General features: G+C 72.6%; 12 protein-coding genes and 1 riboswitch. Of the genes, 7 read left to right on the top strand and 5 right to left on the bottom strand.

The genetic code is table 11. The features are described from left to right. Positions 1–115: 115 nt before the first annotated feature. From OG556_RS26025 to OG556_RS26010, 4 genes are read right to left on the bottom strand one after another with little or no spacing between them, the layout of a single operon-like run. On the bottom strand, positions 116–1,363 hold the full coding sequence (locus OG556_RS26025) for a TIGR02679 family protein (RefSeq protein WP_371519917.1): 1,248 nt from the start codon (positions 1,361–1,363) through the stop codon (positions 116–118). Positions 1,364–1,365: 2 nt separating this feature from the next. Then, positions 1,366–5,487 carry a TIGR02680 family protein gene (locus OG556_RS26020; protein ID WP_371519914.1) on the bottom strand — a complete coding sequence of 1,374 codons (4,122 nt, stop codon included), beginning with the start codon at positions 5,485–5,487 and terminating at the stop codon, positions 1,366–1,368. Then, the gene (locus OG556_RS26015; RefSeq protein WP_371519912.1) at positions 5,484–6,770 is read right to left on the bottom strand and encodes a TIGR02678 family protein; all 1,287 of its coding nucleotides are present in this window, start codon (positions 6,768–6,770) and stop codon (positions 5,484–5,486) included. The genes OG556_RS26020 and OG556_RS26015 overlap by 4 nt, the downstream gene beginning before the upstream one ends. Further along, positions 6,763–8,367: a TIGR02677 family protein gene (locus OG556_RS26010; protein WP_371519909.1), complete on the bottom strand. Its 1,605-nt coding sequence runs from the start codon at positions 8,365–8,367 to the stop codon at positions 6,763–6,765. The genes OG556_RS26015 and OG556_RS26010 overlap by 8 nt, the downstream gene beginning before the upstream one ends. Positions 8,368–8,516: 149 nt before the next feature. On the opposite strand from OG556_RS26010, the gene OG556_RS26005 reads away from it, so the two are divergent. Both OG556_RS26005 and OG556_RS26000 read left to right on the top strand, forming a co-directional pair. Then, positions 8,517–8,987 (top strand): GreA/GreB family elongation factor, encoded by a 471-nt coding sequence (locus OG556_RS26005; protein WP_363624342.1) that lies wholly within the window; start codon positions 8,517–8,519, stop codon positions 8,985–8,987. Between the two features lie 77 nt (positions 8,988–9,064). Then, positions 9,065–11,332 (top strand): FdhF/YdeP family oxidoreductase, encoded by a 2,268-nt coding sequence (locus tag OG556_RS26000; RefSeq protein WP_371522897.1) that lies wholly within the window; start codon positions 9,065–9,067, stop codon positions 11,330–11,332. A gap of 35 nt (positions 11,333–11,367) precedes the next feature. On the opposite strand, the gene OG556_RS25995 is transcribed toward OG556_RS26000, so the two are convergent. Continuing rightward, positions 11,368–12,684: a YhgE/Pip domain-containing protein gene (locus OG556_RS25995; RefSeq protein ID WP_371519906.1), complete on the bottom strand. Its 1,317-nt coding sequence runs from the start codon at positions 12,682–12,684 to the stop codon at positions 11,368–11,370. A 212-nt stretch (positions 12,685–12,896) separates the two neighbouring features. Further along, positions 12,897–13,074, top strand: a riboswitch (M-box (ykoK) riboswitch). 328 nt (positions 13,075–13,402) lie between these two features. On the opposite strand from OG556_RS25995, the gene OG556_RS25990 reads away from it, so the two are divergent. The 5 genes from OG556_RS25990 to OG556_RS25970 all read left to right on the top strand — a co-directional run bounded on the left by OG556_RS25990 (position 13,403) and on the right by OG556_RS25970 (position 16,240). After that, entirely contained in the window at positions 13,403–15,052 is a 1,650-nt protein-coding gene (locus OG556_RS25990) for an NRAMP family divalent metal transporter (protein WP_371519905.1), read from the top strand. Positions 15,053–15,147: 95 nt separating this feature from the next. Further along, positions 15,148–15,420: a hypothetical protein gene (locus OG556_RS25985; RefSeq protein WP_363375417.1), complete on the top strand. Its 273-nt coding sequence runs from the start codon at positions 15,148–15,150 to the stop codon at positions 15,418–15,420. 74 nt (positions 15,421–15,494) lie between these two features. Continuing rightward, entirely contained in the window at positions 15,495–15,755 is a 261-nt protein-coding gene (locus OG556_RS25980) for a hypothetical protein (RefSeq protein ID WP_371519902.1), read from the top strand. A 77-nt stretch (positions 15,756–15,832) separates the two neighbouring features. Next, positions 15,833–16,012, top strand: a complete 180-nt coding sequence (locus OG556_RS25975; RefSeq protein ID WP_371519899.1) for a hypothetical protein — start codon at positions 15,833–15,835, stop codon at positions 16,010–16,012. Beyond that, positions 16,013–16,240, top strand: a complete 228-nt coding sequence (locus OG556_RS25970; protein WP_371522895.1) for a winged helix-turn-helix domain-containing protein — start codon at positions 16,013–16,015, stop codon at positions 16,238–16,240. Positions 16,241–16,300: the final 60 nt, after the last annotated feature.

Below are 16,300 nucleotides of genomic sequence, written 5' to 3'. Positions count from 1 at the left end.
ACGGGCGGTTCGGAACGAGTCCATTGTGACAACTACGGCTACCCGATGCACGTTGTTCAGAAAGAAAACCGTGCGGACACGCACGCGTACGGCGAGGCCGGTCCGGCCGACTCACCTACGTGGCGGTCCGGCCCGCCAGGTCCGCGATCAGAGTTTCCAGGACCAACTCCTCCTCTATGCGCCGGCCCGAGGCAAGGAGTACCGAGGACAGCTTCGGGTCCCAGGGCGCTTCGGTCGGGGTGCCGGTGAGGACCGCGGTGGCGGGGTGCGTGTCGAGGGCGGCGCGGTAGTCGGTGGCGGTGTACCGCCACGGGGCCCAGGGGACGTGGGACAACAGCCGGGTGGCGATGCGGAGGCCGCCCCAGTCGAAGTCCCCGTGGTAGCGCAGCGTCCATCCGGTGTCGGCGTAGAGCCTCAGCAGGCGCAGGGCGGCCACACTGGGCTGACCCTGGACGCAGACCAGCGGTGCGCAGTCGGGGCCGAGTCGGTCCGCGGCCGCCAGGACGACGGCCGGGTTCTCGCACACGTACGCCGTGCCGCCACGTGGCGGACGAGGGGCGTCGCGGACGAGTTGCCGGAGCGTCAGCACGGCGGGCTGACCGACCGATCCGAGTGCGGCGAGGACCCGCCCGGTGGCGGTGTCCCGGTCGCCGGGGAGGTTGAGGGCAATGACCTGCGACGACAGCTCGTCGAGCAGGAGCCCCGCTGCCGCCCAGGTGTCGCGCCGTGCCTGGGCACCGTCGCCGGGCGGAGTGCCGGTGAGGGCTCGGACGGCGTCCAGCGTGAGGGTCGCCAGCGGGCCTTGGTCGAGGGTGTGGGCGTCACCAGTGCGTTCGGCGGCGAAGGTGCTGAGCGAGCGCGGCGGCGATGCCGGCAGGTACGGCAGCAGGCGGGCCAGATCGGCGAGCAGCGGTGCGGCTTCCTCGGGACCGCGGGCCAGCCGGCGGACGAGGCCGGTGGCGTGCAGGGAAACGTACCAGTCGGCGAGATCGGGTCGGGCGGCCACCACGGAGGCGAGTGGAGCGAAGGCGTGTTCCCAGGCCAGGGCGAGCCGGTCGACCGCTTCCTGTCGGGGTACGACCGGCCCGGTGAGCGCGACGACGGCAGCGGCCAGGCCGTCCGGGCTGACGCCGCTCGCGCGCAGCACCCGGTCGACGGCCGCCAGTGACACGGACAGCGAGCGACCCGGACGCGGCGCACGGCCCAAAAGCCGGGCGACGGCGGCCCGTTCGGCGTCGGCGGCACCGCTGAGGGTGACCGTGGCATCGAGCGGCTGTCCCGCCTCCATCCGCCGACGCGCTCGGTCGAGCAGCCAGGTGAGTTCGGGTGCGCCGATCAGGCGCTGGAGCCGGGGCACGTCCATGGTCAGGAGAACACGCCTTCCTGCCGCTGGCCCGGCACCTCCGCGTCGGCCACGCGAGAGCGCCGCCGGCCGTCCCACTCCCAGCGGGTGACCAGGACGGCGGCGATCTCGTCGACCCGGGAGAGCTGGGCGATGGCCAGGCCCGGGACCTCCGGGTAGCAGCCCCATTCACGCTCGGAGGTCATCACGACGTCCAGGTCGAAGGCGGTGAGCAGGCCGAGCGACTTGGCACGGGAGTCGTCGTCCACCCCGGCGAACGCCTCGTCCAGGGTGACCAGACGCGGCGCATACGGGCTTCCGGCCGAGGCGTAGTGCGAGGACGCGGCGGCGAACAGCGGGAGCGAGACGGAGAGCACCCGCTCGCCGCCGGAGGCCGGGCCGGTGGCGGACTGCCACTTGCCGTGCTGGTGGCGCTCGATGCCGAACTCGTGCCAGGAACGGTAATCCAGGGCCGCGGTGAGATGCTCCAGCCAGGTCCCGGACGGGTTGGCGGAGCGAGCGCGCTCGATCTGCGCCTGGAGGAAGTCGCCGAGGGCGGCCCGGTCGGCGGCGGTCCAGGCGTCGGAGGACTGGCGCAGGAGGCGGTCACGGGCGGCCGTCAGGCCGCCGGGTGCGTCGCGGGCAGGCCGCCACACCAGTCGAAGCAGCATCCCGGTGCTGGTCGGGCGGTCCTTGAGCTCCCCGTTCATCCGCAGGACCTGGTGCTCGGCGGCACTGACGAGTTCCTGAAGGGTGCCGGCCACCTCGGTGATCAGGTGGTTCTCCAGGATCTCCTGCTCCCGGGCGGAGAGCAGCCGTTGCCGGTCGGCGACCTCGGAGGCCAGAGCGGCGGCCAGCTCGGGGACAGAGCGTTCGCGGCCCTGGAATACGATGTCGACGACCAGCCCCTCCTCCAGCATCCGGGCCGCCGCGCTGTGCCCATGGCGGGCGAGGGCGTCGGAGAGTTCCTTGAGCTCTTCGGTGATCCGGCGCTGAACGCGTTCCCAGGCCGGGTCGGCGTCGTCGACGGATTCCAGCTCACGCTCGATGGCCCGGGCCAGACGGACGGCCGGCTCGGGGGCCCAGGAGTCACCGGCGTGCTCCTCGGCGAGGTCGGGCAGGGCGACGACGAGCAACCCGGTGGCGGCGAAGCGGCGCAGCGCGTCGATCGCTTCGGTGCGGGTGCGGGCGGTGTCCTGGATCTCGATGCGGACCCGGGTCCGCAAGGCGTCGGCGGCGGCCTGGCGGCCGGTGGCGGCGTTCTGCTCCCGGCGGGTGGCCCGCTCGTCCTCCTCACATCCATGCAACGTCTCGGCCACGTGGACGAGTTGACGTTGCAGCTCGGCGACGGCGGCACCGACGGTGGCGGCGAGCGTCGCGTGGCGCTCCCCCGCCGTGACAGCCTCCCGCGCCGCGTCGCGCGAGCGCTCAGCCAGCTCGGCGACGCGCTCGGCGGCCCGGCCATGGTCGACGGCCTCGGCCGCCAGAGCGGTCCGGGCGGCGCGGGTCTCCCGCACGGCGGGCCAGAGTTCGGCCAGGGTCTCCCGGTAGGAACCGAGGGCCTCGCGGGCCTGCCGCAGACCCGCACTGGTGGCGGGAAGGCCGAGTTCCTCGGCCAGGTCGTGCAGTTCGGCGGTGGAGTGCTCGGCAGCGGCGGCGGCCTCGGCGGCGATCCGCTCGGACTCCCCGCGGCGCTCGGCGGCGCGCGCGTGCTCACGGTGGGCCGCCACCGCCACGGCGTGCGCACCGCGCAGGGCGGCGTCGTCCGGCAGGGCCGCCTGCTCGGCCGCCAAGGTGCGGACGTCCGTCTCCACCCGCGCGGAGCGGTCCGCGAGGTCCGCCGACTGCTCCGCGAGTCGGGCGAGTTCCGTCTCGACGACGGCGGTCCTGGCTCGCCGGGCCTGCTCCCGGGCACCTTCGCCGAGGTACTCGGCGGCCGGTTTGGACCAGGCGCCGGCCAGAGAGCCGAGGCGGAACCGCCCGTCCAGGCCGATCCAGCTGCCGGCGTGGGGCAGTTCCTCGCCCACATGGACCAGGCCGATACCAGCGAGGAGCCGATCGACCAGCTCGTCGGGGAGAGCGGCCGCAGCCGGATCGGACCGGTCCACCGCCGGGCGCAGTACGGCGGTGAGCGAGGCGCCGTCCACCGGCGCACCGACGGTGGCCAGGATGTCTCCGATGCCTGCCACGGCCACCGTTCCGCCGGGAGAGACCCAGGCGTCCAGCAACCCCGAGGCCTCCAGGGCGGCTTCCAGTTCGGCGGCCTGAGTGGGCGCCAAGTCGTCTGCGACGTCGACCAGCTGCCACAACGGCGCGCCCGGGCGGCCCTGTCGGGCCTCGCGCGAACGGGTGTATGGGGCCTGCGGACCGCGCCGACCACCGCGCCCGAGTTCGGCGAGCTCGCCCTGCAGCCGATCCCTGCTCTCGTCGACATCCTGTTGCTGCGACTCCAACGCCGCCCGAAGTCGCGCGAGTTCGGCACCGACGGTCGAGGCTGCCCGCTGCGCCGCCGCCCGGGACGGGTCGGTGCCGACCAACGTCCCCACCCACTGGTCCAGTTCGTCGAGCATTCCCCCGGGGTCGGCGGGGCGCAGCAACTGGCACCCGGTGAGGTACGAGCGAACGGCCGCGAGGTAGTCCTGGCCCTCCCGTGCCGTACTCTCCTCGGCCTCGGCCCGCAGCTCGGCCCGGTGGGCCAGTTCGCCGTCCGCGTCCTCCAGCCGACGGCGGGCCCGGTCCAGCTCCCGGATCGACTCCTGGGCGGTCGCGAGGTGTTCCTCGACCAGCGCGATCGAGCGCTGGCGACGGTCGGTGAACTCGGCGGCGTTGTGCTGCGCCGTTCCGGGGACCTCTCCCTCGGCGAGGGGGCGGACAGCCCGCTCCATGTGCTCCCGTTCCAGCCCGGCCGTGATCGCCCCGGACCGGGCCCGGTCCAGTACGACGCCCTGAGCACGCTCGGCGGCCTCCGTGCGGGACCGCGCACCGCCCAACCGGGCGGCGAACCGCGTCAGTTCCTCCTCGGCCCGCAGCCCGTCGGCCTCGGCGCGTTCGGCGTCCCGCGCGGTGCGCCCTGCCAGAGCGGCGGCCTGCTCCAGTTCGCGGGCGCTGCGCATCTCCGGACCGGCCCGCAGGGCCTCGTCCCTGGCCCGCAGACCGGTGCGCCGGCGGTCCAGCTCCTCCAACCGGGTCTCGGCCTCGACGAGCGCGATGCCGGCCGCCTCGAAATCCTGTTCGGCGGTGTTGAGTTCGACCCGCAGCGCCTCGTAGCGGGAGTGCTGCGCGCGGGGGGCACGGGCCTTGCGCCGGGCCGCCACCCGGGCGTAGCGGCGGTAGTGCTGGAGGAAGGAACCCGCCGCGCGCTCGGCGGCGGCCATCACCGCCAGTTGCTCCTTCTCCTCGTCCAGTGAACGGAACGCCTCCGCGACGTCGGCGACCACGGCCTGGTCCATCGGCGGCAGCGACTCGGTCAGGGCCCGGGAGAGCGTCTTCTCGCTGGGCCGCTTCGACAACTGCGGCTGGCGTAGCTGTACCAGCAGGTCGACCAGGGCCGCGTACCGCTGCTCGCCGAGGCCGAACAGCACCTCGTCTACCGCCCGCCGGTACGCCCGCGCCGAGTCGTACAGCAGGCCCCGGCCGTCCAACGCCTCGGCCAGCCGGTCACGGCCGATCGCGGCGCCGGTGGAATCCACCAACCGCAGCTCCGGACCGACCCGCCGGTCGGTGACGAAGTACCAGTGGCGGGCGATGCCCCGACCGCTGACCGCCTTCAGTCCGCAGCCGAGCGTGGTGTAGTGCGCGGTGCCGTCCTGGTCCAGGCGGCCGAACTCGATCCAGGTGTAACCGAGCCGCTCGGGGTGCGGATGCTCGCCGCCGAGCAACAGGTTCCACTCCATCCGCTTCTTCGGGTCGGCGTCCGGCTCCACCCGGTGCGGGGAGAGGTCGCCGTCCAGTAGGAAGGGCAGGGTCAGGGCGAGCACCTTGGACTTGCCGGTGCCGTTGTTGCCCCGGAAGAGCAACCGGCCGTCGCGGAAGTGGAACTCCTCGACGTCGTAGTAGAAGAGGTCGACCAGCCCGACCCTCAGCGGCTGCCAGCGCGTACGGGTGGGCAGTGGCAGGGGCAGCCGCGTCCTGGCGGTGGTGTTCATCGGGTCCTCGCGCCCTTCGTGCGGCCGGCAGTCGTCTTCGGGTTCTTCTTCGGGTTCTTCCGGGGCACGCTCTGGCCCGGTTCCAGCAGGACGGTCTCACCGACTCGGTAGCGGTCCAACGCCGGCCGGGGCCGCACCAGGGCGGCACCGTCCGAGGCCACCGCGCGATCCAGCAGCCCCAGCGCGGTCAGCCGGTCCACGGCCTGCTCGGCCAGCTCCGCCTCAGCACCGGGAGCGGTGGCGCTCCGCCGCCAGAACCCGGCGTGCTCCAGGGCCCAGCCGGCCACCTGCCGGTGCACGTCGGCCAGCGGGACGGTGCCGCCCCGTCCGGCGAGGTACTCGGCCACCAGCAGCGCCACATGGCCGTCGGTGCCGGATTCGGGCATCCGCAGGTCCGTCAGATCGTCGTCCGGGTCCACCATCGCCAGGCCTTCTGCCCTCACCTCCGCGACCAGGCCGGTGAGTTCGGCGACGCGCCGGGTCAGCGCGCCGCGCTGGGAGGTGAGGTAGGCGCTCTCGCTCTCGGTCAGTCCGTCCAGGTAGAGCACCGGATCGTCCAGCAGCCGACGGGACAGGGTGTGCCGCAGCGCCCTGTTTCGCAGTTCGTCGCTGTCCGGCAGCACTTCGGCGTTGAGTTCGGCAAGCCGCTCCTCGAAGCCGTCCGCGCGCACCGTGCTCGGGCCCCGCCGGGAGACGAGCAGGACGGCCAGCACCCGGCGATCCACGTCGTACAGGGCGTCCCCGGCCGACTTCAGGAAGGCATCCTCGTCGCCCGCCACCTTGGCGAGCACACCCCATTCCAGCAACAGCCGGACCACCGCCACCAGATCGGTGCGCTGCTCCCGGTCGGAGAGGGTGAATTCCACCCCGGCCGCGTCGAGCGTCGGATCGGCCGCCGAGAGCACCACCTGCTCCGCCAAACGGCCCAGCGCGATCTGCTGCTCGGCACGTTGCAGCACCGCCAGGCACAGGCAGATCAGGACATAGCGGCGCCGGGAGAACGGCAGGCCGGTGCGCTGATCGCGGGCCGGGTGCGTGGGATCGTCGGGCCGGCCCGGAATGCGGCGCAACCGGACCACCTCCGAGTCCACCGACAGCGCCCAGCCAGTGTTCCGGTCGAACCAGGTGCGCAGCTCCGTCGCGTACTGCCGCACGAGGCGGAAGTCGTCGGCGTGAGACCCTCCCGCCCGCAGCAGCGGACGACGCAGCAACGCCCGGGCGGCTCGACGGACCTCCGCGGAACGCTGCGCGGCGAGCACGTCGCCCAGGCGGTCGTCACTCACGGTAGGCCCCCACGGGATCGTTCTCGTTCGCCAGGTCGATGATCTCGACCAGATGTTCCGGGCCCCACAGCACGCCGTCGGGGGTGCGGATCTCAGCGATCCCGCCGCCGCGCAACCTCGTCAGCCTGATCTCCATCGTCCCGTCGTTGGTCGTGGCCGCGACCGAATCCGCGCCCGGACGCCAGGCGGACAACGCGTCGCCGAGAAGCAGCAGGAACAGCCGGAAGGCCTCCCGGTCCAGTTCGTCCAGCTCACTGAGCCGCACCTCGCCCCGGGTGGCCAGCCGGGCCCGGACCGCCGCCGTCTGCTCGGCCTGCTTGCGGGCCAGATCGGCCAGGTGCGACTTCGCCTCGCCACGGTCCTGCACGGACCGCGACCGGCCTCGCCGCTCGTACGAACCGGTGCGGCGCAACTGCGGACTGATCCGCACGCCCGCCGCGTCACACCAGGACGCGGAGGCGGGCACCGGATCGACCTCCCGTTCGGTCAGCGATTCCTGATCAATCGTCAGATGTCTGGCCGAGTACAGTCCGAACGCCGAGCGCCACAGCCGGTGTCGGGAGTCGTCGTCGGGCGCCTCGGCGAACCATCGGGCGAGTTCGCGGAAGTCCGCCGAGCGATCCGATCGGCCTGCCCGGCGCTCGTTCAACGCCTGCACCACGCCGAGCAGTTGGGGAATCGCCTGGCGGGCGGCGGAGCGCAGCAGTTTGGCCTGCGAACTGCGGCCGGGCACGCTGAGGAACCAGGCCCGCAATCCGTCCCAGCGGCCGGTCCAGCGCCGCTCCCTCGCCGCCAGCGCCTCACCGGCCCGGTCCGGAGCCGCGTCGGCGGCCTCACGCTCCACGGCCAGGCGCAGCAACGGCCCGATCCGCCCGTCCTGGGACGCGCCGAGGTGCTCCAGCAGCCCCGCGATCTCGGCGCCCCGGGTCACCAGGTCCTCGATGAACCGCTCCAGGTAGTCGATCAACCGCTGTTTGTAGGCGAGGAACACCTCGACCTCGGCCTCGTGCAGGTCGACCGTCCGCTGGAGCGAACTCATGAACGCGCGGGCGTTCTCGGCCAGCCCCGAGAAGCGGTCCACCAGGGCGAGGAGCGCCAGATGCGTCACCGCCGGGTCCGGTTCGTCCCGGTCGGCCAGGGCCAACAGCGCCCGCAGGTGCACGGCGATGTCGGCGAGGGCGACCGCCTGCAACTCGCCCCGGCGGCCGAGCGCCGCGTCGTACGCCGCCAGCGCCTCCTCCGCGGCCTCTCCTGCGCGGGTGAGCTGGTAGATGTACCGGGAACGGTAGAAGTCCTCCAGGGCCGTGACCCGGCCGGTGTCGGGATCGGGCCGAAGGTTCCCCCACTTGGCCAGTCGTTCCAGCGCGGTGGCCACCGCCTCCACCGACGGTCGCACCTCCGGCGGGAGGCCCAGGTGGACGTCCTCCGGGCGCAGGTGGACGGTGAACTCCTGCTTGGCTCGGACGAACACCCCCATCACCTGCCGGTAGAGCTCGCGGCCCTCGGTGGCGAGATGCGCGAACGGCCGGTATCGCTCATCGGCTCGGTCGGTGTCGCCGGCCGGCGGGCCCGCACTCGGGTCGTCGACGCTGGTCATGGGCGTCATTGTGCCGGACGGCCGCACCCGCCCGAACCGGTTCGGCGGATCCGGGCACATCCGGCGGCCGGATTTGCCGGGGGTGCGGGGTGGTGGGGTAATGGAAGCGACCCGTGCTTGAGCGTTCCGCGAACGACCCGGGAGCAGCCATGACAGACGGTCCCGAGCCCATCAGTGCCGAGGCGCTGCGCGCCGTGCAGGAGGAGTTGGCCGAGCTGCGCGGCGAGCGGGCGAAAGTGGTGGGGACGCTGCGCGGGGAGGACGTCGGCGACCGGGCGGACGCGGCGGACGAGTTGCAGCGGGCCGACGACGTCGCCCGGCTGGACGAGCGGATCGCCGAGCTGGAGGCCCGGGTCCGCGAGGGGGCCGCCGCCGGGCCGCCGTCCACGGAGGTGGTGGGGGTGGGCTCCACCGTCACCGTGCGGTTCGCGGACGGGGTGGAGGAGACCGTCGAGGTGGCGGAGCTCGCCGAGGTGCGGGAGGAGACCCTGGTGACCGCCGACAGCCCGCTCGGGCGGGCGCTGCTCGGGCGGCACGCCGGGGAGACCGTGAACTACGAGGCGCCGAACGGCGCGGCGAGCGCGGTCGTGCTGTCGGTCGGCGAACGGCGGGCTTCGTGAACTCCCCCGAGGACCCCCAGCAGAGCCCCGCCCAGCAGAGCCCGGCCCAGCAGAACCCCGCCCGGGACGAGCCGGCCGTGGGCCCCGACCCCGTCGGGCCGCCGCAGTTCGCGCCGTACCACCACCCGGCCGCCGGTTGGGGTGCCGCGAAGAGCGTGACGCGCTTCCTGGTGAAGGAGGGCGCGTACGTGGACGGGCCCCGGGCGATCATGCGGATGAACCACGAGAGCGGCGGCTTCGACTGCCCGGGGTGCGCCTGGCCGGACGACACCAAGGGCCTGCACCTGGACATCTGCGAGAACGGCATCAAGCACGTCACCTGGGAGATGACCCGCAAGCGGGTCGGCCGCGAGTTCTTCGCCGCGCACTCGGTGACCGAGCTGTCCGGGTGGAGCGACTTCGCGCTGGAGGACCAGGGCCGCCTCACCGAACCGATGGTGTACGACGCCGACTCGGACCACTACGTCCCGATCAGCTGGAAGGACGCCTTCGAGCTGGTCGGCCGCACCCTGCGCGAGCTGGACGACCCGAACCGGGCCGCCTTCTACACCTCCGGCCGGCTCGGCAACGAGGCCACCTTCCTCTACCAGCTGATGGCCCGCGAACTGGGCACCAACAACCTGCCGGACTGCTCCAACATGTGCCACGAGGCCAGCGGACGCGCCCTCCAGGCCTCGTTGGGCACCGGGAAGGGCACGGTCGACCTCAAGGACTGGGAGGTCACCGACGCGCTGTTCATCATGGGCGTCAACGCCGCCTCCAACGCGCCCCGGATGCTCACCGCCCTCGCCGACGCGCACCGCCGCGGCGCGCAGATCGTGCACATCAACCCGCTGATCGAGGCGGCCGCGACCCGCACCATCGTCCCGCACGAGTTCGTGGACATGGCGCTGTTCAAGTCCACGAAGACCAGCACGCTGAACCTCCAGCCGCGCATCGGCGGCGACATGGCACTGGTGCGCGGCATGGCCAAGGCGATCCTGGAGCAGGCCACGTCCGACCCCCGGGCCCTGGACCGGCAGTTCATCGAGCGCCACACCACCGGGTTCGAGGCCTACCGCGCGCTGTGCGAGGACACCCCCTGGGAGGAGATCGAGCGGCAGAGCGGGCTCGACCGGGCCGAGGTCCTCAAGGCCGCCCGGGTCTACCGCGACGCCGACCGCTCCATCGTCAGCTGGTGCCTGGGCGTCACCCAGCACGAGCACGGCGTGGACACCGTGCGGGAGATCGTCAACCTCCTGCTGCTGCGCGGCAACCTGGGCCGGGAGGGCGCGGGCCCGTCGCCGGTGCGCGGGCACAGCAACGTCCAGGGCAACCGCACCTGCGGCATCGACCACCGCCCCTCACCCGAGTTCCTGGACCGCCTCGCCGAGGCCTGCGGGATCGACCCGCCGCGCGCGCACGGCCTGGACACCGTCTCCGCCATCGAGGCGATGCGGCGCGGCGAGGTGACGGTCTTCGTCGCCATGGGCGGCAACTTCGCGCTCGCCGCGCCCGACACGCCCTACACCCACGAGGCGTTGCGCGGCTGCGAGTTGACCGTCCAGGTGAGCACCAAGCTGAACCGCAGCCACCTGGTGCACGGCCGCCGGGCGCTGATCCTGCCGTGCCTGGGCCGCACCGAGAAGGACCACCAGCGCGGCGGGGTGCAGAGCACCTCGGTCGAGGACTCGATGAGCATGGTGCACCTGTCCGTCGGCATGAAGCGCCCGGCCTCCCCGCACCTGCTGTCCGAGCCCGCCATCGTCGCCGGGATGGCCCGCGCGGCGCTGCCGGACAGCGGGACACCGTGGGAGTGGTACGTCGAGGACTACGACCGCATCCGCGACACCATGTCCCGGGCCCTGGACGGCTTCGAGGACTTCAACCGCCGGGTGCGGCTGCCCCTCGGGTTCCGGATCAAGCAGCCGGCCCGCGAGCTGGTCTTCCTCACCCCCTCCGGGCGGGCCGAGTTCTCCACCGCCCCGCTGCCCGACGTCGTCCCCGCCCCGGGCACCCTGGCGCTGGGCACCATGCGCTCCCACGACCAGTGGAACACCACGATCTACTCCGACAACGACCGCTACCGGGGTGTGCGGAACCTGCGCACGCTGGTCTTCCTGAACGCCGACGACATGCGCGAGCGCGGCATCGACGAGCTCGACCCGGTCGACATCACCAGCACCGCGAAGGACGGCAGCACCCGCACCCTGAACGGCTACCTCGCGATCCCGTACGACATCCCGCGCGGTTGCGCGGCGGGCTACATGCCCGAGATGAACGTGCTGTGCGCGATCGGCGACCACAGCACCCAGAGCGACCAGCCGATCATGAAGCACCTCAAGGTCACCGTCACCAAGGCGTAGGAGCCGGGGACGGCGCCCGCTCCGAACACCTACGCCTACTCCGACGGCTGCGGCGTCCAGCGGTGCAGGCCCTTGCGGTCGTAGTACCGGGTCATCCCGAAGCCGAAGGCCAGGGCGAGCAGCACGCCGACCGCGATCATGGTCCAGCCCCGGGCCAGGCCCGCGTCCGCCCGGGCGTCGAAGAACAGGATCGCCCGGATGCCGTCGCTGAGCTGGCGCATCGGCTCGAAGAGGCTGAGGAAGCGGTAGAAGCCGGGCACCGCCTGGAGCGGGATGGTCGCCCCCGAGGAGGGCAGCGCCAGCGCGATGAAGACGAACATGGACACCAGCTGCCCGATCCCGCCGAACGCCGCGTTGATCGCCTGCACCCCGAGGCCGACGGCGAGGCTGGCGCAGTAGGCGAAGACCCAGAGCAGCGCCTGGTGCGGGGCGTCCATGCCGAGCACGGTGACCGAGCAGAGCATCACCAGGGTGGTGGTGAGCAGCATGATGCCGGCCGTCATGACCATCTTTAGCAGCAGGGTCTGGGTGCGGGTGATCGGGACGGTCGGGCGCCGGGTGTGCCAGGGGCCGAGTTCGCTGTCGCTGTAGCCGAGCGCGGTGTCGACGCCGTTGTGGATGATGTTGCCGCCGATGAAGCCGGTCAGCACGGCCAGCAGGGTGTAGTAGAAGGCGCTCAGGCCGAGCCCGCTGTGGGTGCCGATCGGGTGGCCGACCCGGGTGGTGACGGCGAGCGGGTCGGCGAGCAGCAGCCGCGCGGTGGCGCTGGTGCCCGTGCCCGTGCCCGAACCGGAACCGGAGGCGGTGGGCGGCACGGCGGCGGTCAACTCCTTGCCGAGCGCCAGCGAGGCCTGGTGGGCGGCGGACTGGGTGATCTGGGAGGCCAGTGAGGAGCCGAGGCTGCCGAGGCCGGGGTTGGTCAGCACCGTCAGGGTGGGCCGTTCGGTGGCCCGGCCGGTGGTCAGTGCCGCCACGTCGGCGGTGAACGCCTGCGGGACGAGCAGCGCGCCGTAGACCTTCCCGGTGGAGAGCTGCTCCATCGCCTCGGCCTGGTCGACCTGGCGCCAGTCGACGGTGCTGCCGGGCGTCCCGGCGACGATCTCCCGGCTGAGCCGCGCGCCCAGGGTCTCCGTCCGGCCCGGCGGCGGCGGGCCCTGATCCGCGTTCACCAGGGCGATCGGGAGCCGGTGCAGGTGCCCGTTCGGGTTGAGGATGCCGCCCATGTAGAGCAGCGAGAGCACCACGGCCAGCAGGCCGCACAGGATGCTCGGAACGAGCCACAGCTTCGCGTGGCGGGCGAGCACGAGGGCCCGCGCCTGCCGGGGACCGTCCTGGGAGCCTGCGGACGCCATGCCACCCCTTGGATTCGGGCGCAACCTGGTGCTGCTGCCGATGCGGTGGGAAGTCGTTCCGTGGCGGCCCGGCGGCAAAACCCCACGTCACCCGATCCGCCCCGCCGTACCCCGGCTCGCCTCGGCCGGGACGGCCGGAGACAGAAGGTAAAGGTTCTACCAAGTACGCAAGTATCGGCCTCCGCGCGGTCTATGCTTCTGGAGGTTTGAAGAAGGCACCTCGTTCGGTGAGGCTTCTTCACGGACACAGGCCACTGATCCGACGACGTCGAGAGACGCCCAGGGTTAGGACAGATCTTCCCGACCTAAGGGTTGATCCGAAGTGGCTTCCGGCCCGACCGGGCTGGACACGCCGTGGAGTGCCAAAGCTCTGACGAGTTGGGGTGAGCCGGCAGTCGCTTCGCGCGCCGGCGAACTCCTTGCCGCGTCGATCACACGCACCACGGGGTGCGTCGACCGGGAGGAGGCGAGAGACATGGATTGCAGTAGTCCGGGCCACAGTTGCCCCTACCCCCGCTTGTCCTCGCACACTCCCGGCACGCGGTAACGACCCTCCCTGCGAACATCTCTGACGGTTCATCACCTCAACCACCCGGCTTCGCCGTGCCCGAACGGGCCCGCACCACCGGGTGGCGATGCGCCGCGCCCGTCCGCAGGGGGATCGCCGCCGTGCGCCCCCGATCGCCCCGCCTGCCCCGGGGCCCACGGGAGGATCGTCATGACCACCAACGCCACGCTCAACTCCAAGGTCCCCGCCCCGCGTTCAGCGGTACTGGACGACGCCCACGTCGGCGACATCAAGGGTGCGCTCGGCACCATCCGGCTCGACGACACCACACCACGCCACGGCCTGTCCGCAAGACTCAAGACCCTGCTCGCCATCGTGGGCCCCGGCCTGATCGTGATGGTCGGCGACAACGACGCGGGCGCCTTCTCCACCTACGGACAGGCCGGGCAGAACTACGGCACCCAGCTGCTGTGGACGCTGCTGATGCTCGTCCCGGTGCTGTACGTGAACCAGGAGATGGTGCTGCGCCTGGGCGCCGTCACCGGCGTCGGCCACGCCCGGCTGATCCTGGAGCGCTTCGGCAAGTTCTGGGGCGCGTTCAGCGTCATCGACCTGTTCCTGCTGAACGCGCTGACGCTGGTCACCGAGTTCATCGGCGTCACCCTGGCCGCCGGGTACCTCGGGCTGCCGAAGGTCGCCTCGGTGGTGCTGGCCGCGGTGATCATCATCGCCTCGGCGTTCACCGGCTCGTTCCAGCGCTTCGAGCGCGTCGCGGTCACGCTGTGCGTGGGCTCGCTGCTGCTGGTGCCGATCTACTTCATGGTCCACCCCAAGACCTCGCAGATGGCGCACGACTTCGTGGTGCCCAGCATGCCGGGCGGCTCGGGCCAGCTGGCGGCCGTGATGCTGGTGATCGTCTCCATCGTGGGCACCACGGTGGCCCCGTGGCAGCTGTTCTTCCAGCAGTCGTACGTCATCGACAAGCGGATCACGCCGCGTTTCATGAAGTACGAGAAGGTCGACCTGTGGATCGGGATCGCCATCGTCATCATCGGCGCCGCCGCGATGATGGGCTTCACCGCCGCGGCCTTCGCCGGCACCGACGGCTTCGGCCAGTTCTCCGACGCGGGCGCCGTCGCCAAGGGGATCGAGGACAAGGCCGGACACGTGGTGGGCGTGCTGTTCGCCATCGCGCTGCTGGACGCCTCGATCATCGGCGCCTTCGCGGTGTCGCTGTCCACCGCCTACGCCATCGGCGACGTGTTCGGCATCAAGCACTCGCTGCACCGGGGCGTCAAGGGCGCCAAGGGCTTCTACGCGATCTACGCGGGCCTGGTGGTCGCGGCGGCCGCGATCACGCTGCTGTCCACCGACTACACCCAGGGCCTGATGACGCAGTTCGTCCAGGTGCTGGCCGGTGTGCTGCTGCCCTCGGCGACGGTGTTCCTGCTGCTGCTCTGCAACGACAAGGCCGTCCTCGGACCCTGGATCAACGGGCCCAAGACCAACGCCTTCACCTCCGCCGTGGTCGGGGTCCTGGTGATGCTGTCGCTGATCCTGACCGCCGCCGTGGTCTGGCCGGACATCAGCTCGCAGGCGATCCTGTGGATCATGGCCGGCTGCGGCGTGGCCGGCGTGCTGGTCGCCGGGTACTTCTTCACTTTCGGCCGCCGGGGGACCAAGGAAGACCCCATCGACCGCACCGGCCGCGAGGAATGGCGGATGCCCCCGCTGGACACCCTCGGCAAGCCGGTCATGTCCACCGCCCGCAAGGTCGGCATGGGCGCCCTGCGCGCCTACCTGCTGGTCGCGATGGTGATGGTCATCATCAAGATCGTCCAGACCGCGCTCGACCACTGAGCCGCCGCCGGGGCGGCGCCCGACCGTACCGCCGCCCCGGCCCCGACCCGGAAACCTCGACCGCCCCGCACCCGGGGAAGGAAGGAAGTACGGCCATGCGCACCGCCCTTCACCACCACTGCCCGCGCGTCCGCCTCGCCCTGCACGACGGCGTCGAGAGGGACTACCGCCTCGACGACCCCGGCGCCTGCCCGCACTCCGGCACGCCCAACACCCGGGCCTCCGCGTACGAGCCGCGCGTGCACCTGGCCTACCTGCTGGCCCGCCAGGGCCACCGCCCGGACTGGCTCGCCGACTTCGCGGACCTCCCGCCGGCCGCCGCGCGCCGCCTCAGCCGCGCCGCCGCCCGCCACCGGCCGCACGGCTGACGCCCCGCCGACCGCACCACCCGCGCCCTCGCGCGCCCCCTCCACCCGCCGCCCCGTCACGGAGGTGACCTGCCATGTCCATCGTCGCCGCGTTCCACCCCTCCCTCCCGTCCGCCGGCCGCGGCCGCCTGCGCGCCGCGCTCGCCGCCGTGGGCCGACGCCTGGCGGAGAGCCCGCTGGACAGCACCGTCCTGCACGCCATCACGGCCCAGGCCCCGGCCGCCGCCTCCGCCGACCGGCCCGCCCGGCTGCGGGCCAGCTGGCGGACGGTCACGGCCCCGGACGGCACCGCCCGGCTGGAAGCCTCCTGGCACACCTGGCACCCCGCCCGCTGACCGGCCCGTACCGATTCGTACGGATCCGCACCGACTTCGCACCGACCCCGCACCGACCCGCCGAAGGAGCATCCGCCATGGCCGTGCGCTACCCCAGGCTCGAAGCCATCTTCTCGGACCACACCGCCGCCGCCCCGCCCCGGCGGCCGCGCCCCGCACCGGCCCCCCGGCCCGCCGTCGACCCGGACACCGGCCTGGTGGTGGACCCCGAACAGCGCACCGTCACCGTCGACGGGCAGCAACTGACGCTCCCCTAACTGGAGTTCGAGCTGCTCGCGCACCTGGTCGACAACCCGCTGCGGGTCCACTCCCGCCGCCAGCTGATGGAGACGGTCTGGGGACGGCCGGACACCGGCGACACCCGCACCATCGCCACCCACATAGCCCGGATCCGCCGCAAGCTCGGCCCCGGCCACCGGGAGGCGATCGCCACCGTCCGCCAGATCGGCTACAAGTACGACCCCCGCCTGACCCGCGTCGCCTGACCGCCGACCGATCGCACCGACCGAGGCCCGATCACCCGCCGGCCGCCACCCCACCGAAGG

The organism is Kitasatospora sp. NBC_01300, assembly GCF_041435235.1.
Lineage (GTDB): Bacteria > Actinomycetota > Actinomycetes > Streptomycetales > Streptomycetaceae > Kitasatospora.
Note: the sequence above shows the minus strand (reverse complement) of the source record. Positions and strands in the feature narration are given on the sequence as shown.